The organism is Bradyrhizobium sp. McL0615, from assembly GCF_049993905.1.
Lineage (GTDB): Bacteria > Pseudomonadota > Alphaproteobacteria > Rhizobiales > Xanthobacteraceae > Bradyrhizobium.
This window is the reverse complement of sequence record NZ_CP188254.1, coordinates 1,513,469-1,534,085: the sequence shown is the minus strand read 5'-3', so window position 1 is coordinate 1,534,085 and position 20,617 is coordinate 1,513,469. Positions and strand designations below refer to the sequence as shown.

Annotated in this window: 20 protein-coding genes and 1 tRNA gene; 15 read left to right on the top strand and 6 right to left on the bottom strand. The window is 61.9% G+C overall.

Features of this window, described 5'->3' with window-relative positions:
• Nucleotides 1-81 precede the first annotated feature (81 nt).
• The 3 genes from carA to ACPPVP_RS07285 all read left to right on the top strand — a co-directional run bounded on the left by carA (nt 82) and on the right by ACPPVP_RS07285 (nt 2,621).
• A complete protein-coding gene (gene carA / locus ACPPVP_RS07295) occupies nt 82-1,272 on the top strand; it encodes a glutamine-hydrolyzing carbamoyl-phosphate synthase small subunit (protein ID WP_426532672.1) in 1,191 nt (396 codons plus the stop codon).
• Nucleotides 1,273-1,448: 176 nt separating this feature from the next.
• Nucleotides 1,449-1,949 (top strand): PaaI family thioesterase, encoded by a 501-nt coding sequence (locus tag ACPPVP_RS07290; RefSeq protein WP_426532670.1) that lies wholly within the window; start codon nt 1,449-1,451, stop codon nt 1,947-1,949.
• Nucleotides 1,950-2,087: 138 nt separating this feature from the next.
• Nucleotides 2,088-2,621 (top strand): cupin domain-containing protein, encoded by a 534-nt coding sequence (locus ACPPVP_RS07285; protein WP_426532668.1) that lies wholly within the window; start codon nt 2,088-2,090, stop codon nt 2,619-2,621.
• Between the two features lie 14 nt (nt 2,622-2,635).
• Here the strand turns inward: ACPPVP_RS07285 and ACPPVP_RS07280 are convergent, their stop codons facing one another.
• A complete protein-coding gene (locus tag ACPPVP_RS07280) occupies nt 2,636-2,938 on the bottom strand; it encodes a hypothetical protein (protein ID WP_426532666.1) in 303 nt (100 codons plus the stop codon).
• Nucleotides 2,939-3,562: 624 nt separating this feature from the next.
• On the opposite strand from ACPPVP_RS07280, the gene ACPPVP_RS07275 reads away from it, so the two are divergent.
• The 3 genes from ACPPVP_RS07275 to ACPPVP_RS07265 all read left to right on the top strand — a co-directional run bounded on the left by ACPPVP_RS07275 (nt 3,563) and on the right by ACPPVP_RS07265 (nt 7,109).
• Complete coding sequence (locus ACPPVP_RS07275; RefSeq protein WP_426532664.1) at nt 3,563-5,026, top strand: DUF1254 domain-containing protein; 1,464 nt, start codon at nt 3,563-3,565, stop codon at nt 5,024-5,026.
• Nucleotides 5,027-5,388: 362 nt separating this feature from the next.
• A complete protein-coding gene (locus ACPPVP_RS07270) occupies nt 5,389-6,411 on the top strand; it encodes a SphA family protein (RefSeq protein WP_426537707.1) in 1,023 nt (340 codons plus the stop codon).
• A 263-nt stretch (nt 6,412-6,674) separates the two neighbouring features.
• Nucleotides 6,675-7,109, top strand: coding sequence for a DUF2721 domain-containing protein (locus tag ACPPVP_RS07265; protein ID WP_426532662.1), 435 nt, complete (start codon nt 6,675-6,677; stop codon nt 7,107-7,109).
• An 86-nt stretch (nt 7,110-7,195) separates the two neighbouring features.
• Here ACPPVP_RS07265 and ACPPVP_RS07260 read toward each other — a convergent pair whose 3' ends face one another.
• Both ACPPVP_RS07260 and ACPPVP_RS07255 read right to left on the bottom strand, forming a co-directional pair.
• Complete coding sequence (locus ACPPVP_RS07260) at nt 7,196-7,504, bottom strand: hypothetical protein (RefSeq protein WP_426532660.1); 309 nt, start codon at nt 7,502-7,504, stop codon at nt 7,196-7,198.
• A gap of 164 nt (nt 7,505-7,668) precedes the next feature.
• Nucleotides 7,669-8,202, bottom strand: a complete 534-nt coding sequence (locus ACPPVP_RS07255; RefSeq protein ID WP_426532658.1) for a Dps family protein — start codon at nt 8,200-8,202, stop codon at nt 7,669-7,671.
• A gap of 123 nt (nt 8,203-8,325) precedes the next feature.
• Between ACPPVP_RS07255 and ACPPVP_RS07250 the strand changes: the two genes are divergently transcribed.
• From ACPPVP_RS07250 to ACPPVP_RS07230, 5 genes are all read left to right on the top strand, one after another.
• Entirely contained in the window at nt 8,326-9,030 is a 705-nt protein-coding gene (locus ACPPVP_RS07250) for a class I SAM-dependent methyltransferase (protein WP_426532656.1), read from the top strand.
• A gap of 83 nt (nt 9,031-9,113) precedes the next feature.
• A tRNA-OTHER gene (locus tag ACPPVP_RS07245) sits at nt 9,114-9,189 on the top strand.
• 293 nt (nt 9,190-9,482) lie between these two features.
• Nucleotides 9,483-12,947 carry a carbamoyl-phosphate synthase large subunit gene (carB, locus tag ACPPVP_RS07240; protein WP_426532654.1) on the top strand — a complete coding sequence of 1,155 codons (3,465 nt, stop codon included), beginning with the start codon at nt 9,483-9,485 and terminating at the stop codon, nt 12,945-12,947.
• Between the two features lie 222 nt (nt 12,948-13,169).
• On the top strand, nt 13,170-13,643 hold the full coding sequence (gene greA, locus ACPPVP_RS07235; protein ID WP_300947954.1) for a transcription elongation factor GreA: 474 nt from the start codon (nt 13,170-13,172) through the stop codon (nt 13,641-13,643).
• 467 nt (nt 13,644-14,110) lie between these two features.
• Entirely contained in the window at nt 14,111-14,527 is a 417-nt protein-coding gene (locus ACPPVP_RS07230; protein WP_426532652.1) for a DoxX family protein, read from the top strand.
• 335 nt (nt 14,528-14,862) lie between these two features.
• Here the strand turns inward: ACPPVP_RS07230 and ACPPVP_RS07225 are convergent, their stop codons facing one another.
• The gene (locus ACPPVP_RS07225) at nt 14,863-15,342 is read right to left on the bottom strand and encodes an Lrp/AsnC family transcriptional regulator (RefSeq protein ID WP_025590348.1); all 480 of its coding nucleotides are present in this window, start codon (nt 15,340-15,342) and stop codon (nt 14,863-14,865) included.
• A 279-nt stretch (nt 15,343-15,621) separates the two neighbouring features.
• Here ACPPVP_RS07225 and trxB point away from each other — a divergent pair, with 279 nt between their 5' ends.
• The 3 genes from trxB to dapA all read left to right on the top strand — a co-directional run bounded on the left by trxB (nt 15,622) and on the right by dapA (nt 19,009).
• On the top strand, nt 15,622-16,587 hold the full coding sequence (gene trxB / locus ACPPVP_RS07220) for a thioredoxin-disulfide reductase (protein WP_426532649.1): 966 nt from the start codon (nt 15,622-15,624) through the stop codon (nt 16,585-16,587).
• Between the two features lie 2 nt (nt 16,588-16,589).
• Nucleotides 16,590-17,513 (top strand): LysR family transcriptional regulator, encoded by a 924-nt coding sequence (locus ACPPVP_RS07215; RefSeq protein ID WP_426532647.1) that lies wholly within the window; start codon nt 16,590-16,592, stop codon nt 17,511-17,513.
• A 563-nt stretch (nt 17,514-18,076) separates the two neighbouring features.
• Complete coding sequence (gene dapA, locus ACPPVP_RS07210; RefSeq protein WP_426532645.1) at nt 18,077-19,009, top strand: 4-hydroxy-tetrahydrodipicolinate synthase; 933 nt, start codon at nt 18,077-18,079, stop codon at nt 19,007-19,009.
• Nucleotides 19,010-19,073: 64 nt separating this feature from the next.
• Here the strand turns inward: dapA and ACPPVP_RS07205 are convergent, their stop codons facing one another.
• On the bottom strand, nt 19,074-19,214 hold the full coding sequence (locus ACPPVP_RS07205; RefSeq protein WP_426532643.1) for a hypothetical protein: 141 nt from the start codon (nt 19,212-19,214) through the stop codon (nt 19,074-19,076).
• Nucleotides 19,215-19,450: 236 nt separating this feature from the next.
• Here ACPPVP_RS07205 and ACPPVP_RS07200 point away from each other — a divergent pair, with 236 nt between their 5' ends.
• Nucleotides 19,451-19,585 (top strand): hypothetical protein, encoded by a 135-nt coding sequence (locus ACPPVP_RS07200; RefSeq protein ID WP_426532641.1) that lies wholly within the window; start codon nt 19,451-19,453, stop codon nt 19,583-19,585.
• 272 nt (nt 19,586-19,857) lie between these two features.
• Here ACPPVP_RS07200 and ACPPVP_RS07195 read toward each other — a convergent pair whose 3' ends face one another.
• On the bottom strand, nt 19,858-20,538 hold the full coding sequence (locus tag ACPPVP_RS07195; protein WP_108522570.1) for a ParA family protein: 681 nt from the start codon (nt 20,536-20,538) through the stop codon (nt 19,858-19,860).
• Nucleotides 20,539-20,617 lie beyond the last annotated feature (79 nt).

Sequence of the window (20,617 nt, the reverse complement as noted above, 5' to 3'; positions counted from 1 at the left end):
CGGCAAACGCATGTGAATCCCCGCTTTTCTTGGCCTTCCGGCTTTGACGCGCGGGGGTGCTTGCGACTATGAAGTGCGCTCATGACAACATCCGATAATTCCTCAGCCTGGCCGGATCACAAACCGACCGCGCTCCTCGTGCTTGCCGACGGTACCGTGCTGGAAGGTTTTGGCCTCGGCGCGGAAGGCCACGCCGTCGGCGAGGTCTGCTTCAACACCGCGATGACCGGTTACGAAGAGATCCTCACCGATCCGTCCTATGCCGGCCAGCTGATCACCTTCACCTTCCCGCACATCGGCAATGTCGGCACCAACGATGAAGACATCGAGACGGTGAACATGGCGGCGACGCCGGGCGCGCGCGGCGTGATCATGCGCTCGGCCATCACCGATCCCTCGAACTACCGCGCCACCAAGCATCTCGACCAGTGGCTGAAGGCGCGCGGCATCATCGGCCTGTCCGGCATCGACACCCGCGCGCTCACCGCGCTGATCCGCACCAAGGGCATGCCGAATGCAGTGATCGTCCATGCCAAAAATGGCGAGTTCGATCTGCATGGCCTAAAGGAAGAGGCGCGCGAATGGCCCGGCCTCGAAGGCATGGACCTGGTGCCGATGGTCACGTCAGCCCAGCGCTTCACCTGGGACGAGACGCCCTGGGCGTGGGAAAAGGGCTTTGGCCGGCAGAGCGCGCCGGAGTTCAACGTGGTCGCGATCGACTACGGCATCAAGCGCAATATTTTGCGGCTGCTCGCCGGTGAAGGCTGCAAGGTCACGGTGGTGCCGGCGACGACCTCTGCCGAAGACATTCTGGCGATGAAGCCGGACGGCGTGTTCCTCTCCAACGGCCCGGGCGACCCGGCCGCGACAGGCAAATACGCGGTGCCCGTGATCCAGCAGGTGATTGCCTCGGGCACGCCGACCTTCGGCATCTGCCTCGGTCACCAGATGCTGGGCCTGGCCGTCGGCGCCAAGACCATGAAGATGCATCAGGGCCATCACGGCGCCAATCATCCGGTCAAGGACGAGACCACCGGCAAGGTGGAGATCACCTCGATGAACCACGGCTTTGCCGTGGATCAGGCGACGCTGCCGGAGAACGCGACGCAGACCCACATCTCGCTGTTCGACGGCTCCAACTGCGGCATCGAGCTCAAGGGCAAGCCGGTGTTTTCCGTGCAGTACCACCCCGAGGCCTCGCCGGGCCCGCGCGACTCGCACTACCTGTTCAAGCGGTTCGCGGATCTGATGCGGGCGAACAAGCGGGCGTAAACGCCCTCCACCACCATTGTGAGCCAACGAGTCGCGCGAACGCAAGCTCGATGGCTTCTTTAGATTCGCATGAGCGGACCAAATCCGGGGCATGATGCGATATCATGTGACGAATGCACTGACTTGGTGATATTCCCTTAGTATGATGATCGTAATTATAACGATAGGAATACTACATGGATAATGTAACCGCCGCCCCGACGGTCGAATACGGCGTGACCCCTACCCACGTGATGGCGTCGATGTCCGGCCTCGATTTCGTCCGCGCCATCTTTGAGGGCAGATTGCCGGCGCCGCCGATCATGCAGAATGTCGAGCCATTCGATTCCAGCGCCGAGACCGGCCATGTGGTTTTTCACAGCATGCCGGGCTTCCGGCATTACAACCCGATCGGCTCGGTGCATGGCGGCTATGCCGCGATTCTCCTGGATTCCGCGATGGGGCTTGCGGTTCACAGCGCGCTACCCGCCGGCACCGGCTACACCACGCTCGAATTCAAGATCTCCTTCATCAAGGGCATGACGGAGGATACCGGCCCGGTGCGTACCGAGGGCAAGACGCTCAGCGTCGGCCGCCGCGCCGCGACGGCCGAGGCGCGCATCACCGACGCCAAAGGCCGGCTGCTCGCGCATGCGACAACGACGTGTCTGGTTTTCGAGATTCCGAAGGGAACGTGAGCGGCGGATTTGAATTTGTAGAATTGTAGGGTGGGGAAAGGCGCATTTGCGCCGTGCCCGCCATTTCACGCTTTACTCGGAATGGTGGGCACGCTTCGCTTTGCCCACCCTACGAAACTACGAAACCGGAGGAAGCTCATGTCCGTCGTCAGTACCGATATCGAGCCCCTCACTATCATCTTCGAGGACGACGGCCTCGTGCCCAACAATCCGATGCCGTTCCTGGTCTACAAGGGCGCGGTCGACGTCGCCAACGATCACCCGGAAAAGACCATCGAGGGACTGTTCGGCGCCAATGGCTGGGGCGCGATGTGGCGCAACGGCGTTTATGATTATGCGCACTATCATGCCACCGTGCATGAGGTGCTGGGTGTCGCCCGCGGGCATGCGCGCGTGCAGTTCGGCGGCGACCACGGCAAGGCGCTCGATATATCTGCGGGCGACGTTGCGATCCTGCCCGCGGGCACGGGGCATCAGTTGATCTCGGCCAGCGAAGATTTCTGCGTGGTCGGCGCCTATCCGCCGGGACCGCCGATGCAGATCACACGGCCGACGCCGGACAATCATGCCAAGGCGCTGAAGACGATCCCGGAAGTAAAACTGCCGAAGACCGATCCGGTCAGGGGCGCCGACGGCCCGCTGGTCAGGCTGTGGAAGCGCAGCGCGCGATAATACGGCCGCGACCGTCAGCCGCGGCGGGCGATCGGCACGTTCGCGCTGGCTGAAGCCTCCGCTGCCTGCTCGCCGGACGACAGCCGCATCGCGGCGACCCGGGCGACAAAAAGCCCAATGACGAGGTTTGCCCGTTCCGTCTCCAGTTGGTCGCGGATCGGCCCGTTCGGCTCGGTCGCGCACATGGTCTTGATGCAATTAAGGGTACGGGACAATGAATCGACCACCGCCAATATCGGTTCCATGGCCGGCGGCGCCGCCAGCGGCTCCACCGCGGCTTCAGACTGCGGACCACGAAATTCAATTACTTTCTGCATCGCTCATTTCCAAATCAGAACAGCCAGTAGCGCGGACCGGTTGCGCCCGCGTCATTCTGCACGGGTGCCTCGGGCGGCTTTCATCATAGCGAAGCCTCCGCACAGGCTCGCTTAAATTGATTATCGGAATCTTGCAGCACAATCTAAAGACGTGCGCTTTTTGCGCGCATCTCGTCCCCCGGCGCCCCGTTCCGGCCGGCGCCGCCGCCCTTCAACCTGCGGCCTGCTGCGGAGGATTTCCCGCGTGGCGCTTATGGAAGCGCCGCTGACCATTCGGCCCATCGCCGCCGCCAGAATGACGGCCTCACTTGCCGCTATTTCCCGTCCGTGTCAGGATACCGCGTGTGGAGGTGGATTAAGACACCCTCAACGTTAAGCCTTTCGGAATCATTTTTCCAAGACCCTTGATTTAAGTCAGCATACGCCGCGGCGTTTTATGCCGCCGATAACACGTTAAGACATGCGATCCAGCTTCGGGAGCGACAACGCTTCCGCGTCCACTTGTCGCATTCCTGCAAAAGCAATGGAGATCATGCGCAGCACCTGACGGCGCCGGATGCCCGAACTTCACGTCACGTGAGGATCACAAGCAACCACAACAAACATCAGAAGAGGAGGTTCGACATGTTTCGAGGAATCCTGGCACTGACATTGTCTCTCTGCCTTGGCGCGGCGACAGCACCCGCGGCGCTGGCCCAATCGGCGCCGCCAATCACCGAACAGGAGGCGCACGCCATCGCGGTCGACGCTTATGTCTATTTCTACTCCATCATGTCGATGGACCTGTCCCGCAAGCAATTTACAAACGTCGAACAAGGCAACGAATCCTTCAAGGGCCCGATGAATACGTTCGTCAACGTGCCCGAATACCCGCCGGCAGACTTCAAGGGTGTCGTGCGCTCCAACTTCGATACGTTGTATTCCTCCTCCTGGCTGGACATGACCAAGGAGCCCGTCGTCATTTCGGTTCCTGAGACTAACGGACGCTACTACCTGCTGCCAATGCTCGACATGTGGACCGACGTCTTTGCGTCGCCAGGCTGGCGAACGACGGGCACCCAAGCGGGGACATTCCTCGTGGCGCCCGCGGGCTGGAGGCCGGATCTGCGCGACAGATTCGCCGAGGAGTTCAAACTTCCGAAGGATACCCAGCGGATTGAAGCGCCAACGCCCTATGTCTGGGTCATTGGCCGCACCAAGACCGACGGCCCGGCGGACTATGCTGCAGTCCGCAAGATCCAGGCCGGCTACAAGGTCACGCCGCTTTCGGAATTTGGCAGAACGGCGAAGCCGGTCGAGGTCAAGATCGACGCAAGCGTCGACATGAAGACGCCGCCAAAGACCCAGGTCGATACCATGACGGCGGGCGTGTATTTCGCCAATGCCGCAGAGTTACTCAAGCTTCATCCGCCGCATATCACCGACGAGCCGATCATCGCGCAAATGAAGAAGATCGGCATCGAGCCCGGCAAAAGCTTCGACATCGGCAAGCTTGATCCAGTCATACAAAGGGCTTTGGAAACCGCACCGCAGGACGGGCAGAAGCTGATGGCCTGGAAGGTGCCGACCCTGGCGCGCGTTGCCAATGGCTGGTCGATGAACACCGATACGATGGGCGTTTACGGAAACTACTACCTGAAGCGCGCGATCGTCGCTCAGGTCGGTCTCGGTGCGAACCTGCCTGAGGATGCCATCTATCCGCTCAATCTCGCCGACGAATCCGGCAAGCCGCTCGATGGCGCGAACAAATACACCATCACGTTCGAGAAAGGCGCTGCCCCGCCAGTCAATGCCTTCTGGTCGATCACCCTTTACGATCCTGAAGGGTTCCAGGTCGGCAATGTGCTGAACCGCTTCGCGGTCTCCAGCTGGATGCCGTTCAAGCAAAATGCCGACGGCTCCCTTGACCTCTACATTCAGAACGAAAATCCCGGCAAGGACATGGAAGCCAACTGGCTTCCGGCGCCGAAGGGAGCCTTCAACCTGACCATGCGACTCTACAGTCCGAAGTCGGAAGCGCTGACCGGCAAATGGAATCCGCCGCCGGTCGTGAAGTCGCAAACAACGGTGGGCATTTCGGCCCAATGAAAGTTGACGGCACGCCGGCCGCTGGCTTGCCGGCTTCAGATACGACCAAACCCTTTCTGGCTAAGGAGAGATTCCCGGAAGTGCGTCCAATGATAATGAGCCGGGGCCGATGATGGTTTCGGCAATGCCTGTTGGAGTGAATAGCCGGCGATTTCTCGCGGCTTTAGCGCAACAGTCGCGATGGAATTTCGATCTGAATCACTTCAGCACGCCAATAGCTTACGACGGGACCTTCGATCCATGTCAATCTCGGATCGATCACTGTGATCTCAGGGCATTGGGAGCAGCAGATGGCGCACAAATCATTCAATCGAGGACTCAACGCCATTCTCAAATATACAGGTGCCAGCCTGTCGATTGCGATGCTGGCCGCCCTTCCCGGCGTGGCACACGCCGACGAGGGCGGCGTCAGCTTCTGGGTTCCCGGTTTCTTTGGAAGCTTGGCGGCCACGCCGCAGCAGCCGGGTTGGTCGCTGGCGACGGTCTACTACCATACCTCCGTCTCCGCGGGCGCCGACGTCGCGCGTGCGCGCGAATTCTCGCTCGGCAGGGTTCCGGGCAACCTTACCGTAAACGCAAATCTGAATTTGAGCGTCAACGCCACCGGCAATCTTGGCTTTGTGATCCCGACCTATGTATTCGAGACGCCGGTTCTCGGCGGCCAGGCGTCGGTGTCCATGGTGGCAGCCTATGGCGTCGTCGGCACCAGCCTGGCGGGGACCTTGTCCGGCGTGGTCACGGGCCCGCTCGGCAACAGCGTCCCCTTCGCGCGGTCCGACAGCATCAGCGATACGACGTGGGGTTTTGGGGATCTGGTGCCGCAATTCGCCTTGCGCTGGAACGCCGGCGTCCACAACTACATGACCTATATCACCGGCGACATCCCGGTTGGCGCTTACCAATCCAACCGCCTGTCGAACCTGGGCATCGGACACGGCGCGATCGACGGCGGCGGCGGCTACACCTATTTCAATCCGGCGACCGGCCACGAATTCTCCGGCGTGCTTGGCTTCACCTACAATACCAAGAATACATCGACGCAGTATACGAGCGGCGTCGACATGCATTTCGACTGGGGTGCATCGCAGTTCCTGTCGAAGCAGGTCATGGTTGGCCTCGTCGGCTATGTCTACAAGGAGCTCGGCTGCGACAGCGGTCCAGGCGACCGTGTCGGCTGCTTCCAGTCCCAGGTGGTTGGCATTGGTCCCCAGATCGGATTCCTTTTTCCGGTCGGCGACATGCAGGGCTATCTCAATTTCAAGGCTTACGGAGAGTTTGCTGCAGAGAATCGTCCAAGTGGCTGGAATGCCTGGGTCACCTTCGCCATCTCGCCGCCGGCGCCCGGCGCGCCTCCGACGACAAAACCTATCGTCAGAAAATATTAGGATCAGGGGCGGCTGGGGCGGGTCGATCGTTCTCGGGAGCCGTTCGCGATCTCTCCGATGGCTCCGACCAGCACCGTGATGCTGACGCGCCGCATCGTGACGAAGTAAGAAGTACCATCCCGAGGCTGGATCGATACCACGCACGGAAAGCGAATACGTTCGATTGTGATGCGGTTCTACGGGTCGAAGACCGAAGCACCATCAATCCTTCCGGGCAATGGCGGTCCGGCCCTCTTCTACGAGCATCGCGGAGCACGGATTCAATGATCACCGAGACGCCATCCGTCAGTCAATTATCGAACGTCATTTCACAGGCGGCTGCGCCAGCGTTCCTTCTCGGCGCACTGGCGGCCTTCATTGCCGTGCTGATTTCCCGCCTGAACAGAATCATCGACCGAACGGTGCTCCTGAACGGGATTCCGGATGACGACACGGTCCGATCCCGCCTCAAAGCCGATCTTCCGCGCCTGATGCGCCGGGCGGCCATGATGAACCGGGCCATCTTCTGGGCGGTGGTCGCCAGCATTTCGGTGACACTTCTTGTTATCGTGGCGTTTGTAACCGCGTTCTTTGAGCTCCAGCATGAGCGCGGGGTGGCCATCTTCTTCCTGATTTCGCTAGGCGCTTTCACCATCTCGCTGGTCGATTTTGCTCGCGAGGTGCGCATCGCGCTGAGCGAGTTCGATCATCACGCTTGACGCCGTGAGGCTTTCGTCTCGCCATCACCCCGTTGGCTGGAGGCAGCCAGCGCCAATCGCCTGAATGAAAAACCAGCCCAGAGCAACTAACGAGTCCACTGACCCATCTGCAGGCATGTCAGCAAACTGACGTAGCTCGGCGTACTCCCGATGCTCTCCTGCGAGGTGCAGCTTGCCCGGCTTGGCGCGGGGAATTTCGACCACTGGCTTGCGAGCTGCCGCTTCGCTTTCTGTTCATCATTCACGCAGCTCTTCATCGACTGGTCAACGGAGAGGCCGGTGGTGGCCGCGACGTCGAGCTTGCAACTCCGGGAAATGTCGAAGTTAGGCACGCCGTCTGCCACCGCAACGACCATCTGCGAGCTCAAAACGATCATCGGAAAAGAGATAGGCATCTCCCGCCTCCTTCGGATCGCAGCAAAAGCTTCGGGCAGCCGCCCTTCGAAGCCGCAGCGCAGCCTACCGCAAAACCGGCCTGGACGCGACGGGAATGTCCTGCAGGCAGCCGCCGCAGGGATGGCAAGGCCGACCCTGCGCGCCTGCTTGAGCGCAACCGCGCTCAAGCCGCGTTGGCACCTTCCTGACGGCTGGCCTCGAACAGGAACCAGGTGCGGCGCTCGGTCTCGTCGATGAACACTTCGAGCAGGCTTGCGCTGCCGGAATCCTCGTTATCGTCGCAAAGCTTGTGGGCCTTGCGCATCGCCGCCGCCATCTTCTTGTTGTCTTCCATCAGCTCGCGCAGCATTTCGCGCGGCGGCACATAGTCGTCGTTGTTGTCCTGGATGGTCTGCAGCTTGGCGATCTGCCCGATCGAGCGGATCGTGGTGCCGCCGAGCTTGCGCACCCGTTCGGCGAGCTGGTCGGTGGTGGCGAAGATCGCGTCCGACTGCTGGTCCAGCATCAGGTGATAGTCGTTGAAATGCCGGCCGCTCACATGCCAGTGGAAATTCTTCGTCTTCAGGTAGAGGGCGAAGGCGTCAGCCAGCAGCGTATTGAGCGACTTGGATATCTTGTCCACCGCGGCCTGCGGCAAGTCGGTCGGGGTATCAAGCTCTGGGGCTGTCTTGTCGGATTTGTTGCTGGTTTTGCTCACGTTGCACCTTCCTGTTAGGAGACGGACTTGGCGGCGGTGGACATTGGCCGTCGGACGACCTAACGCATCACTTTCAGGCTGGTTCCGATGCCGGAACCAGCGGTTTTTGCCGGGCGCGCACGCATGGACGAATGGATCGATTATTACGATTCCACGCATACGATTTATGCGAGCAAGCTGCATCGCGACCTGCATTTCCAGATCATCGCGCGCGACATCATCGGCTACATCTCCTCGCCCGATTCCGTCGTGCTGGATTATGCCTGTGGCGAGGCGCTCTTCGCCGCCCGGGTGGCCGACGCCTGCGCCCAGCTCTATCTGGCCGAGCCAGCTCCTGGGGTCCGCGGCCGGCTGATCGCGCGCTTTGCGCCGAACACCAGGATCCGCGTCCGCTCGCTCGAAGATCTCACGCGCATGGCGGAAAGCTCGATCGATCTCGTCGTCATGAATTCGGTCGCGCAATACATGACGCCGGAGGAGCTGGATTCGGCGTTTGCCGTCGTTCGCCGGCTGTTGAAGCCCAACGGCCGCCTGGTGCTGGGCGACATCCTGCGGCCCGAAGTCGGCATGGCCAGTGACGTGCTGGCGCTGTTGAAATTCGCACGCACCCACGGCTTCCTGAAAGACGCCCTGTATGGGCTGGCAAGCACCGCGCTTTCGGACTACCGGCAGCTGCGCACCCGCGTCGGGCTGCAGCGCTACGGCGAGAACGAGATGATCGAGAAGCTCGCCCGGGCCGGCTTTTCCACCTCGCGCGCCCATCGGAACATCGGCCACAACCCCTGGCGGATGACTTTCGTGGCCCGGCACGCTCTTAAGCTCAGCTGAGTCCTGCCGCGCGCCCTAAGGTTGTTAACCCTAAAGCGCGGTAAGGTATGGTTCACCGCGCCGTGATCGGCGATGATTGCCGCGGCCCGGTGGCGGAAGCGACAACGCGGGGGCAGTGCAATGCTCCTTATCCTGGTTCAAATCCAGGCCGGGCCTCCACGCTTCGCCCTGACGGGCTACGCGTGGCGCAGCCACGCTGAGACCGTCAGGGCGAAGCGTGTCCGGCGTAGCTGGAGCGAAGCGCAAGCGTAGACGGACCAGCGCCCCAAACACCCCTTCCCAAGTCCTTCCAAAAGCCCAAAATCCCCGTTGATGGCCCGTTTTTGGGGGTTACGCAGGTGCGGAATCTGGTCTAAAGACCACCCGCGCGCGAGGGTGACCCGCGCTCTTGGCTTAGGGGACGCGCGGCATGCGCGCCCTTTTTTTGTGCCCAATTTCCAGTCTGAGAGCTGATGCCCAAAAGAACAGATATCTCCACCATCCTGATCATCGGCGCCGGTCCCATCGTGATCGGCCAGGCCTGCGAATTCGACTATTCCGGCACCCAGGCGGTGAAGACGCTGAAGGAAGAGGGCTACCGCATCGTCCTCGTCAATTCCAATCCGGCCACCATCATGACCGACCCGGAACTGGCTGATGCGACCTATATCGAGCCGATCACCCCGGAAATCGTCGCCAAGATCATCGAAAAGGAACGCCACGTCATCCCGGGCGGCTTTGCGCTGCTGCCGACCATGGGCGGCCAGACCGCGCTGAACTGCGCGCTGTCGCTGCGCCGGCAGGGCACGCTCGACAAGTTCGACGTCGAGATGATCGGCGCCACCGCAGATGCCATCGACAAGGCCGAGGACCGCCAGCTGTTCCGCGAGGCCATGACCAAGATCGGGCTTGAAACGCCGAAGTCGCGGCTCGCCAATGCCTCTGCCCTGAAAAAATCCTATCGCGACAAATACCACGCCGAACGCGAGAAGCTGTCCGGTGCCGCGCTCGAAGAACTCGAACGGCAATGGACGCTGGGTGAGAGCGAGCGCCGCAAGCGCTACCAGGAGCATGCGCTCGGCCAGGCGCTGATGGCGCTGTCCGAGATCGGGCTGCCCGCGATCATCCGCCCCTCCTTCACCATGGGCGGCACCGGCGGCGGCATCGCCTACAACAAGGAAGAGTTCCTCGACATCATCGAACGCGGCCTCGACGCCTCGCCGACCAACGAAGTCCTGATCGAGGAATCCGTGCTCGGCTGGAAAGAGTTCGAGATGGAGGTGGTGCGCGACAAGAAGGACAATTGCATCATCGTCTGCTCGATCGAGAACCTCGATCCGATGGGCGTGCACACCGGCGATTCCATCACGGTGGCGCCGGCGCTGACGCTGACCGACAAGGAATACCAGATCATGCGCGACGCCTCGCTGGCGGTACTGCGCGAGATCGGGGTGGAGACCGGCGGCTCCAACGTGCAGTTCGGCGTCAATCCCGTCGACGGCCGCATGGTGGTGATCGAGATGAATCCGCGCGTGTCGCGCTCCTCGGCGCTGGCCTCGAAGGCGACCGGATTTCCGATCGCCAAGGTCGCAGCCAAGCTCGCGGTCGGCTACACGCTCGATGAAATCGCCAACGACATCACCGGCGGCGCGACGCCGGCGTCATTCGAGCCGACCATCGACTACGTCGTCACTAAGATTCCGCGCTTTGCGTTCGAAAAATTTCCGGGCGCCTCCAACACCCTGACGACGTCGATGAAGTCGGTCGGGGAAGTGATGGCGATCGGCCGCACGTTTCAGGAGAGCTTGCAAAAGGCGCTGCGCGGGCTCGAGACCGGGCTGACCGGGCTCGACGAAATCGAGATCGAGGGGCTCGGCCAACACGACGACAAGAACGCGGTCCGCGCAGCCCTCGGCACGCCGACGCCGGACCGTCTCCTGCAGGTGGCGCAGGCGATGCGGCTCGGCTGGTCCGATGACGAGATCTTCAATTCCTGCAAGATCGATCCGTGGTTCCTCAGCGAGATGCGCGGCATCGTCGACATGGAAGAGAAGGTCCGCAAGAACGGCCTGCCGGGCAACGCCTTCGGCATGCGCTCGCTCAAGACGATGGGTTTCTCCGACGCGCGGCTTGCCGTGCTCGCGGAGACGACGGAGGCCGCTGTGACGGCGAAGCGCCACGCGCTCGACGTTCGCCCGGTTTACAAGCGTATCGACACCTGCGCGGCCGAATTCGCCTCCCCGACAGCCTATATGTATTCGACCTATGAAGCGCCGTTCGCGGGCGCGCTGGCGGACGAGAGCACGCCATCGGACAAGAAGAAGGTCATCATCCTCGGCGGCGGGCCGAACCGCATCGGCCAGGGCATCGAGTTCGATTATTGCTGCTGTCACGCCTGTTTCGCGCTGCATGACGCCGGCTACGAATCCATCATGGTCAACTGCAACCCCGAAACGGTGTCGACCGACTACGACACCGCCGACCGGCTCTATTTCGAGCCGCTCACCGCCGAGGACGTGCTGGAAATCATCGCGAAGGAGCGCACGAACGGAACGCTGCACGGCGTGATCGTGCAGTTCGGCGGCCAGACCCCGCTCAAGCTGGCGCGCGCGCTGGAAGCCGCCGACGTGCCGATCCTCGGCACCTCGCCCGACGCCATCGACCTCGCCGAAGACCGCGACCGCTTCAAGCGCGTGCTCGACAAGTTGAGGCTGAAGCAGCCGAAGAACGGCATCGCCTATTCGGTCGAGCAGGCGCGGCTGGTGTCGGCCGATCTCGGCCTGCCGCTGGTGGTGCGCCCGTCCTATGTGCTGGGCGGCCGCGCGATGCAGATCATCCGCGAAGAGAACCAGCTCAACGATTATCTGCTCGGCACGCTGCCCGAACTGGTGCCCGGCGACGTCAAGGCGCGCTACCCGAACGACAAGACCGGTCAGATCAACACCGTGCTCGGCACCAATCCGCTGCTGTTCGACCGCTATCTGTCCGACGCCACCGAGATCGATGTCGACTGCCTGTGCGACGGCAAGGACACCTTCATCGTCGGCATCATGGAGCATATCGAGGAAGCCGGCATTCACTCCGGCGATTCCGCCTGCTCGCTGCCGCCGCATTCGCTGGATGCGAAGATGATCGAGGAGCTCGAGCGGCAGACCCGCGAGCTCGCGCTCGGCCTCGACGTCGTCGGCCTGATGAACGTGCAGTACGCCATCAAGGACGGCGATATCTATGTGCTCGAGGTCAATCCGCGGGCGTCGCGAACCGTGCCGTTCGTTGCCAAGGTCGTCGGCACGCCGGTGGCGAAGATCGCCGCGCGGGTCATGGCCGGCGAGAAGCTTTCGGATTTCAAGCTGAAGAAGAAGCAGCTCGGCCATGTCGGCGTGAAAGAGTCGGTCTTCCCGTTCGCGCGCTTCCCCGGCGTCGATACCGTGCTCGGCCCGGAAATGCGCTCGACCGGCGAGGTCATGGGCATCGACCGCTCCTTCGAGGTGGCGTTCGCGAAAAGCCAGCTCGGCGGCGGCACCCGCGTGCCGCGCAAGGGCACGGTGTTCGTCTCGGTGCGCGAGAGCGACAAGAACCGCATTGCAGATGCCGTCCGCCTGCTGCACTCGCTCGGCTTCAAGGTGATGGGCACGTCAGGCACCCAGCGCTTCCTCACCGACAACGGCATTCCGACCGAGAAGGTCAACAAGGTGCTGGAGGGGCGGCCGCACATCGTCGACGCCATCACCAATGGCGACATCCAGCTCGTTTTCAACACCACCGAGGGGCCGCAGGCGCTGGCCGACAGCCGTTCGTTGCGGCGGGCTGCCCTCTTGCATAAAGTGCCATATTACACCACTCTTTCGGGTGCTGTGGCCGCTGCCCAGGGCATCCGCGCCTATCTGGGCGGGGATCTTGAGGTCCGTACGCTGCAGAGTTACTTTTCCGAAAACTGATCGTCAGTCGGGCTGAAATGCCCGCTAAACGATTGGCAATAAAGCCGTATGTATGGCTGGAACTCACCGCTCGTTTGAATGTTGAGTAGGCCTTTGAACGGCCGAAAATTAGTAGGCTGGCGGGCCCGCGTTGGGCCATGAAAGCCCGAATCGAAATCTAAAAAAGTGCCTCGTGCGCGCAACGCCCTGGGCGGCTCGCACGATGGAAGGACGGAAGAGATGATGGAAAAGGTACCGATGACCGCTGGCGGCTATGCCGCCCTCGAAGTCGAGTTGAAGAAGCGCCAGTCGGAGGACCGTCCGCGCATCATCGAACATATCGCCGAGGCGCGCTCGCACGGCGACCTTTCGGAAAACGCGGAATATCACGCCGCCAAGGAAGAGCAGTCGCACAACGAAGGCCGCATCGCCGAGCTCGAAGACAAGCTGGCGCGCGCCGACATTATCGACATCTCGAAGCTCTCCGGCGACACCGTGAAGTTCGGCGCGACCGTGACGCTGATCGACGAAGATACCGAAAAGAAGACGGTGTGGCAGATCGTCGGCGAGGTGGAAGCCGACGCCAAGAAAGGCCGTATCTCGATCACCTCGCCGATGGCGCGTGCCCTGATCGGCAAGAAAAAGGGCGCCACGGTGGAAGTCGTGGCTCCCGGCGGCGCCAAGGCCTACGAGATCACCAAGGTCGAGTGGCGATAAAGCGTGATGACGTTCTTGGAATCGTCATCCCGCACTCTTTGATTTGAGCATGATCTCTTCGGAAAATCGGTATCCACTTCCGGATCATGCTGTAGTCACCTGCGGGTAACCGTTGCGACAAAGCCGCGTTTCGACGCGGCTTTTTTGTTGATGCCGCGCTGACAGGATTGTGAGTGGCGATGCGGCGGCTTCCATCATAATCCGCCTCCGGGACAATGCTTATAAATCATAACTAAAGAGTCGGATGACGCTGCTGCCGGTCTTGCCGCCTTCGCGGCGCGTGCGACAAGCGGCAGAACTCCAGTGCTTCGGAACGGCATCTTGTTGCGCTGCAATCGCGAGACGATGACGTGCGAAGGGAATGATTCAATCTTGGGGGTGTTGTTCCGGCATCACACGCGATCGGCCAACACCGTGTAATGTTGTGACGCTAAAGTTCTAGTGTGCCAAACAAGGGGGACGATGACATGGACCAATTCGACAAGATGCTCGCGAAATGGCAACCGACGGCGCTGAGCCTGTTTCGCTTCATCACCGGGCTTCTGCTGTTTCAGTACGGCGTCGCCAAGATCTTCAAGTTTCCGGCAGTGCCCTATTTCGCCAAGGTCGAACTGATGTCGCTTATTGGTGCGGCCGGCACGATCGAATTGGTGCTTGGCGGGCTGTTGATGATCGGGCTGTGCACGCGCATCGTTGCGTTCGTCCTGTCGGGTGAAATGGCCTTCGCCTATTTCCTCGGCCACATGTTCAAGGATCCGGCCAATCCGGTATTTCTGCCGCTGCTCAATGGCGGTACGGCCGCGATCCTGTTCTGCTTCGCCTGCCTCTATCTGGCGACCGCGGGCGGCGGGCCGTACAGCGTCGATGAGATGCGGAAGAAGTAAGTAGAGACTCGTAGGGTGGGCAAAGGTGCGCCTTCGCGCCGTGCCCACCACTCCGGGCCTCGGAAGATTTGATGGGCACGCTTCCGCCTTCGCTCTTTGAGCTACGGCGGACAAGTCGCTTTGCCCACCCTACGAAACTGTCAGACCTCATCCCGAGGAGCCGCGCAGCGGCGTCTCGAAGGATGGATGGCACCAGCCGGGCCTCGTGGTTCTCCCGGCGATGCGAAGCATCGTCCGGAGACGGCGCGAAGCCTGTCATCGGGCCGCGCTACGCGCGGACCCGTTGGCGCCTCTTCACCATGAGGGTCTAATAGTTGCGACGAAGCTTCAACGCCTCAGCCCGCCACCTTCACATCGAGCGGCACGGCGGCTTCATATTTCGAATTGTGCAGCACCAGCGACGTCCGCACATTGCGCACGTGGGGTGCTGCGGTCAGGTGCGTGACGAAATCCTGAAACGTCGCCATGTCGGGCGCGACGCATTTGAGGATGAAGTCCACCTCGCCCGACAGCATCCAGCATTCCCGCACCAACGGCTCGGCGCGGACGAAATCCTCGAACGCGCGCAAATCCGCGTCCGCCTGGCTGGACAGATGGACGGACGCAAACACCGTGACGTCGAAACCGAGCCGGCGCGGATCGAGCAGGCCCCGATAGCCCTGGATGTAGCCCTCCTCTTCCAGCGTGCGGACCCGGCGCAGGCAGGGTGGCGGTGAAATACCGACACGTTTGGCCAGTTCCACGTTGGTGATTCGGCCGTCTGCCTGGATTTCGGCAAGGATTTTGAGGTCGATTTCGTCAAGATTCTTCGACACGCGCGTCGGGTTCCCTAATTCTGGCTGGGCTTAAGCAGGTCTTACTGGCAACTCTCTTAGCGCAGGCCGCGCGGCTTGCGCAATTTTATTGCGCGTGCAGCGCCACATTTCGCGATTGTTACTTCAGTTCCGGGGAAAATTCGCTGGGATGAATTGCAATTCTTGCATAGCTACCCAGATGTCCTAGACTTGGATTTGACACTTTCAGCGCCCCGCGAGGTCCTTCCGGGCGCTTTCTGCTCAGTCAACAAAACCCCCGAATAAGAGAGGGAGCCGTCGATGCCCGCGCCTATCCATGCCAAGGTCGTCATTATCGGTTCCGGCCCCGCCGGTTACACCGCGGCGATCTACGCAGCGCGCGCGATGCTCGAACCCGTATTGATCCAGGGCATCCAGCCCGGCGGTCAGCTCACCATCACCACCGACGTGGAAAACTATCCGGGCTTCGCCGACGTCATCCAGGGCCCCTGGCTGATGGAGCAGATGGAGAAGCAGGCGGCGCATGTCGGCACCAAGATCGTCACCGACCTCGTCAACAAGCTGGAACTGGCGCAGCGGCCGTTCCGCCTGACCTGCGACAGCGGCGACGTTTACCTGGCTGAAACCGTGGTCCTCGCTACCGGCGCGCAGGCGCGCTGGCTCGGCATGGAATCGGAAGAAAAGTTCAAGGGCTTTGGCGTCTCGGCCTGCGCGACCTGCGACGGCTTCTTCTACCGCGGCAAGGAAGTGATCGTGGTCGGCGGCGGAAATACCGCGGTCGAGGAAGCGCTGTTCCTGACCAACTTTGCATCGCAGGTGACGATCGTGCACCGCCGCGATCATTTCCGCGCCGAGCGCATCCTGCAGGATCGCCTGTTCAAGCACCCCAAGATCAAGGTGGTCTGGGACTCGGCGATCGACGAAATCTGCGGCACCGAGAATCCCGGCAAGGTCACCCATGTGCGCCTGAAGAACGTCAAGAGCGGCACGCTGACGGACGTGCCGGCCGACGGCGTCTTCATCGCCATCGGCCACGCGCCCGCCACCGACCTCGTCAAGGGCCAGATCAAGCTGAAACCTTCCGGCTATGTCGAGGTGGCGCCGAACTCGACGGCCACGTCCATCCCCGGCCTGTTCGCCGCCGGCGACGTCGCGGACGAAACCTACCGGCAGGCGGTCACGGCGGCCGGCCTCGGCTGCATGGCGGCCCTTGAGGCCGAACGCTTCCTGGCTTTGCGCGCGAGCGATCGCGCGGCGGCTGAATAATCATGCCTAGAACACGGGACGGATCATCGGACATGGATTGGGACAAGCTGAAAGTCTTTCACGCGGCTGCGGAGGCGGGAAGCTTTACCCACGCCGGCGAACAGCTCGGGCTTTCACAATCGGCGGTATCGCGTCAGGTCAGCGCGCTGGAGCAGGAGCTCGCGGTATCGCTGTTCCACCGTCATGCGCGCGGGCTCATCCTCACCGAACAGGGCGACTTGCTGTTCCGCACCGCGCATGACGTGTTCATGCAGCTGCAGGCGGCGCGGGCCAAGCTCACCGACAGCCGCGAACGGCCGAGCGGCGACCTCAAGATCACCACGCCGCCGGCGCTCGGCATCAACTGGCTGATCCCGCGGCTCGACGAGTTCACCGCGCTCTATCCGGACATCCGGATCTCGCTGATCGTCACCGACGAAGATCTCGACCTGTCGATGCGCGAGGCTGACGTGGCGATCCGGACCCGCAAGCCGACCCAGCCGGACCTGATCCAGCGCAAGCTGTTCTCGATCGGCTTCCATGCCTATTGCTCGCCCGAATACATCAAGCGCTTCGGCACGCCGCGGACGCTCGACGACCTCGATTCGCACCGCATCATCATGCTGGGCGATTCGCAGGTGCAGCCGCATTTGCAAAACCGCAGCTGGCTGATCGACGCCGGTCGCAACGGCTCGGGTCCGCGCGAGGCCTACTTCAAGGTGAACAACATCTTAGGATTGGTTCGCGCCTGCCAGCAGGGGCTCGGTATCGCCTCCTTGCCCGACTATCTGGTTGAGGAGAACAACCGCCTGGTGCAGCTGTTCGGCGAAACCGACTCGATTCAGGTCGACACCTACTTTGTCTATCCCGAAGAGTTGAAGACGGTGGCGCGCGTGCAGGTGTTCCGCGATTTCGTGGTGAGCAAGGCGCAGCGCTGGCCCTCCTAGAGCATCGGTTCTGATTGCATCAGAACCGGAACCAACTCCGCTTGAAAGCGCAGTGGCAGCGGGTGACGTTTCGTCGTCCCCGCTTTGCGGATTAGCCTATTTTATAAAGGGCCCGCTCACCGCATGACTGACATGCGGCTCGGACGGTTGCCGCACAGCACTGATGAGGATCATAGTACTCGAACGCTGATCGATCGCGTCGCGCATATGTCCCCCTCCTCCAGTGGCGCGGTGGTTCAGTAATCCCTCTTGGAAGGTGATTGTGTCGGCCTCACGTGGCCAATACCTCAAGCCGGGCTCTTTTGGGCCCGGCTTTTTTTTCGTCCGCAACTCTCACAAGCCAAGGTGCTGCGCGGATTGACATTGCGGACCCCTGCCACCATCATCGGCGCATGATCACGCGTTCGTGCGCAGCTTTGTCGTCGAAAAAAGGTCCCCATTTGGGGACCCGAGATCGACGCGCGCGCTAAAGCCGCCGCAACCCGCGATCCCGAAAGCCCCGCCGTCTGGACGGGGTTTTTTATTGGTCCCGTCTCCGGCTCACCCCATGAGGAGATGGAACGATGACTACCCCTACGACTGACGATCTCACCAGCCGCCTGCAGGGCCTGTGGCTGCCACTCATCACGCCGTTTCGCGACGGCGAACTCGACGAGGCGTCGCTACGCCGGCTCGTCAAGCATTATGCGGCCGGCCCGGTCGACGGCTTTATCCTCGCGGCGACGTCGGGCGAAGGCATGTCGCTCCGCGCGGACGAGCTCGAGCGGCTGGTGACGGTGACGCGCAGCGAGCTTTCGGCCGGCGGGCGCCATCTGCCGATCCTGCTGGGCCTGTCCGGCGCCTCCACCACGAAGCTTTTGGATGCGCTGGATGAGACGGCGGCCTGGCCGATCGACGGCTATCTGATCGCGAGCCCCTATTACATCCGCCCCTCGCAGCGCGGCCTGGTGCAGCATTTCACCGCGCTCGCCGACCACGCCTCGTGGCCGATCGTGCTTTACAACATCCCCTACCGGACCGGCGTCAGCCTCACCAACGAGACGCTGCTTGAGCTCGCCTTGCATCCGAACATCATCGGCATGAAGGATTGCGGCGCCGACCGCGCGCAGTCGATCGACCTGCTGGGCCGGCGGCCATCCGGCTTTCGCGTGCTGACCGGCGAGGACGCGCTGTATCATGAAGCGCTGGCCGACGGCGCCGACGGGGCGATCCTGCTGTCGGCGCATCTGGAGACCGAAGCATTCGCCTCGGTGCAGACGCTCATGAAGCAGGGTGATCGCAACGGCGCGCTGGCGTGCTGGAAGACAATTTCCTCCCTGACCCGGCTGCTGTTCGCCGAGCCGAGCCCCGCGCCGGCCAAGTATTGGCTGGCGCGCGGCGGGCTGATCGACAGCGCGCAAGTGCGCCTGCCGATGGTGGAGGTGAGCCCGGAGCTCGCAGCCTTGCTGGACGAGGAAATCGAGCGGCGCAGGCCACCGCTGTTGCGGCGGGCCTGAACGGCGCGCCAGGAGAGATGGCCGGCCACCGCTCGCCTTGGATGGCGAGCGGAAGTAATCCGCTCTAGCTGACCAGCAGGCGATAGGTCAGCACCGGCGCGAAGCCGAGCACCATCGCCCAGATGGCGAACGACGACACCAGCAGAACGTCATTCGCGCGCTGGGCAAGTTCGCTGACCGGATACTTCTTGTCGTGCGTGAACATGGTCATTCCCCCCGTTGATGCTCTTTGAGGAGGAACAACTACAGATAAAATTTTAATGTCGCGGCCGGACCTTTGCTCGAAGTTGCGGCTTCGCACTCACCCGCCGTTAACCAGAATACCGCGGTGGTTAATCGGCGGTAGCAGGCGCGGTCAAATGCAAACGAAATCGCAACCGAGTTTTTAAAACTGGCCGCGTATCAGAATCGCTGGAGCAACAGGAAACGCGGGGCCGCGTCGTGCACTTCGAAAGCAACAACACCATCCCTCAACAGGGCTTTTCCACCGAGGATATTCTGTGGGCCGTCGGCATCTGGTCGGTGATCCTGACGATGTCGCCGGTCGTCGTGTTCTACGTGCTGATGGTGGCGTAAGCCGCTTCTTCCTCCGTCATTGCCTGCGACAAACGCGAAGCGTTTGTGCAAGGGAGCGTAGCGAAGCAATCCATTCTTTCTTGGCGCGGCGAGATGGATTGCTTCGCGGAGCCTGTCATCGGGCGCGCATTCGCGCGACCCGTTGGCTCGCAATGCGATGATCGTGCGTTGCGATGACGGCCCGTTGCCGAGCGCGCAAAAAGAAAAACGCGCGGAGCGCCGCGCGTCTTTGTCAGTCCAATAAAATCAATCCAGAAAAGGAAGCGGCGTTGTTACGCCGCCTGCTTGTGCATGGCGCCCGATGCCGACGCCGACCCGCGGATCGCCTTGATCGAACGCTCGATCGCGCCCCACAGCCTGGTGATCTCCGCCGCAGCCCGGCCTTCCGCGTAATATTCGCGGGCGCCTTCGCCCTGGCTCAGCGCCATGATCAGGTCGGCGCGGTTGGTGATCTGGCCGCTCCACACCGGCGCGCGGAATTTCGCCAGCGCTTCCCGCGCGATGGTGACGATGCGGCTTTCGACGCCGTCGCGTTCGGCAGGTGCGCCGTTGACCACGACCGCGTAGGGCTTGCGCGCCGAGCGGCAGGTCTGAATGGTTTCCTGCACCGCGTTGACGTCGAACACGCCGGGCCGCGCCGGAATGATCACCATCGTGGCGTTACGGATCGCGTCGTCGACGACGGCCGAAAGATTCGGCGGCGTGTCGATGAACACCCATTCGATGCCGTCGCGCTTGGCGGCAGCGACGATGCCACTGACGGAATTCACCGCGGCCTTGATCGGCGGTTCGTTGGTGCCGCGCAATTTGTGCCAGAGCGTAAGCGAGCCCTGCGGATCGGCATCGACGAGCAGAATAGGCTTCGTTGCCTTGTGAACATGGGCAGCGAGGTGAGCAGCCAGGGTACTCTTACCCGAGCCCCCCTTACGCGAAGCGAAAACTATGACGTTCATACCTTGGCCTCCAGATTGACCCCAGAAGCTGAAAATGAATCAGCGCGATGATTCGCGAAAGAAAAATTTATGGAATGCC

Coding starts and splice junctions, on each gene's coding strand:
- dapA (WP_426532645.1), top strand. CDS start 18,077: ATGACTACCCCTACGACTGACGATCTCACCAGCCGCCTGCAGGGCCTG.
- ACPPVP_RS07285 (WP_426532668.1), top strand. CDS start 2,088: ATGTCCGTCGTCAGTACCGATATCGAGCCCCTCACTATCATCTTCGAG.
- ACPPVP_RS07195 (WP_108522570.1), bottom strand. CDS start 20,538: ATGAACGTCATAGTTTTCGCTTCGCGTAAGGGGGGCTCGGGTAAGAGT.
- ACPPVP_RS07270 (WP_426537707.1), top strand. CDS start 5,389: ATGCTGGCCGCCCTTCCCGGCGTGGCACACGCCGACGAGGGCGGCGTC.
- greA (WP_300947954.1), top strand. CDS start 13,170: ATGGAAAAGGTACCGATGACCGCTGGCGGCTATGCCGCCCTCGAAGTC.
- ACPPVP_RS07260 (WP_426532660.1), bottom strand. CDS start 7,504: ATGCCTATCTCTTTTCCGATGATCGTTTTGAGCTCGCAGATGGTCGTT.
- ACPPVP_RS07230 (WP_426532652.1), top strand. CDS start 14,111: ATGGACCAATTCGACAAGATGCTCGCGAAATGGCAACCGACGGCGCTG.
- ACPPVP_RS07275 (WP_426532664.1), top strand. CDS start 3,563: ATGTTTCGAGGAATCCTGGCACTGACATTGTCTCTCTGCCTTGGCGCG.
- ACPPVP_RS07250 (WP_426532656.1), top strand. CDS start 8,326: ATGGACGAATGGATCGATTATTACGATTCCACGCATACGATTTATGCG.
- ACPPVP_RS07290 (WP_426532670.1), top strand. CDS start 1,449: ATGGATAATGTAACCGCCGCCCCGACGGTCGAATACGGCGTGACCCCT.
- carB (WP_426532654.1), top strand. CDS start 9,483: ATGCCCAAAAGAACAGATATCTCCACCATCCTGATCATCGGCGCCGGT.
- ACPPVP_RS07280 (WP_426532666.1), bottom strand. CDS start 2,938: ATGCAGAAAGTAATTGAATTTCGTGGTCCGCAGTCTGAAGCCGCGGTG.
- trxB (WP_426532649.1), top strand. CDS start 15,622: ATGCCCGCGCCTATCCATGCCAAGGTCGTCATTATCGGTTCCGGCCCC.
- ACPPVP_RS07265 (WP_426532662.1), top strand. CDS start 6,675: ATGATCACCGAGACGCCATCCGTCAGTCAATTATCGAACGTCATTTCA.
- carA (WP_426532672.1), top strand. CDS start 82: ATGACAACATCCGATAATTCCTCAGCCTGGCCGGATCACAAACCGACC.
- ACPPVP_RS07205 (WP_426532643.1), bottom strand. CDS start 19,214: ATGTTCACGCACGACAAGAAGTATCCGGTCAGCGAACTTGCCCAGCGC.
- ACPPVP_RS07215 (WP_426532647.1), top strand. CDS start 16,590: ATGCCTAGAACACGGGACGGATCATCGGACATGGATTGGGACAAGCTG.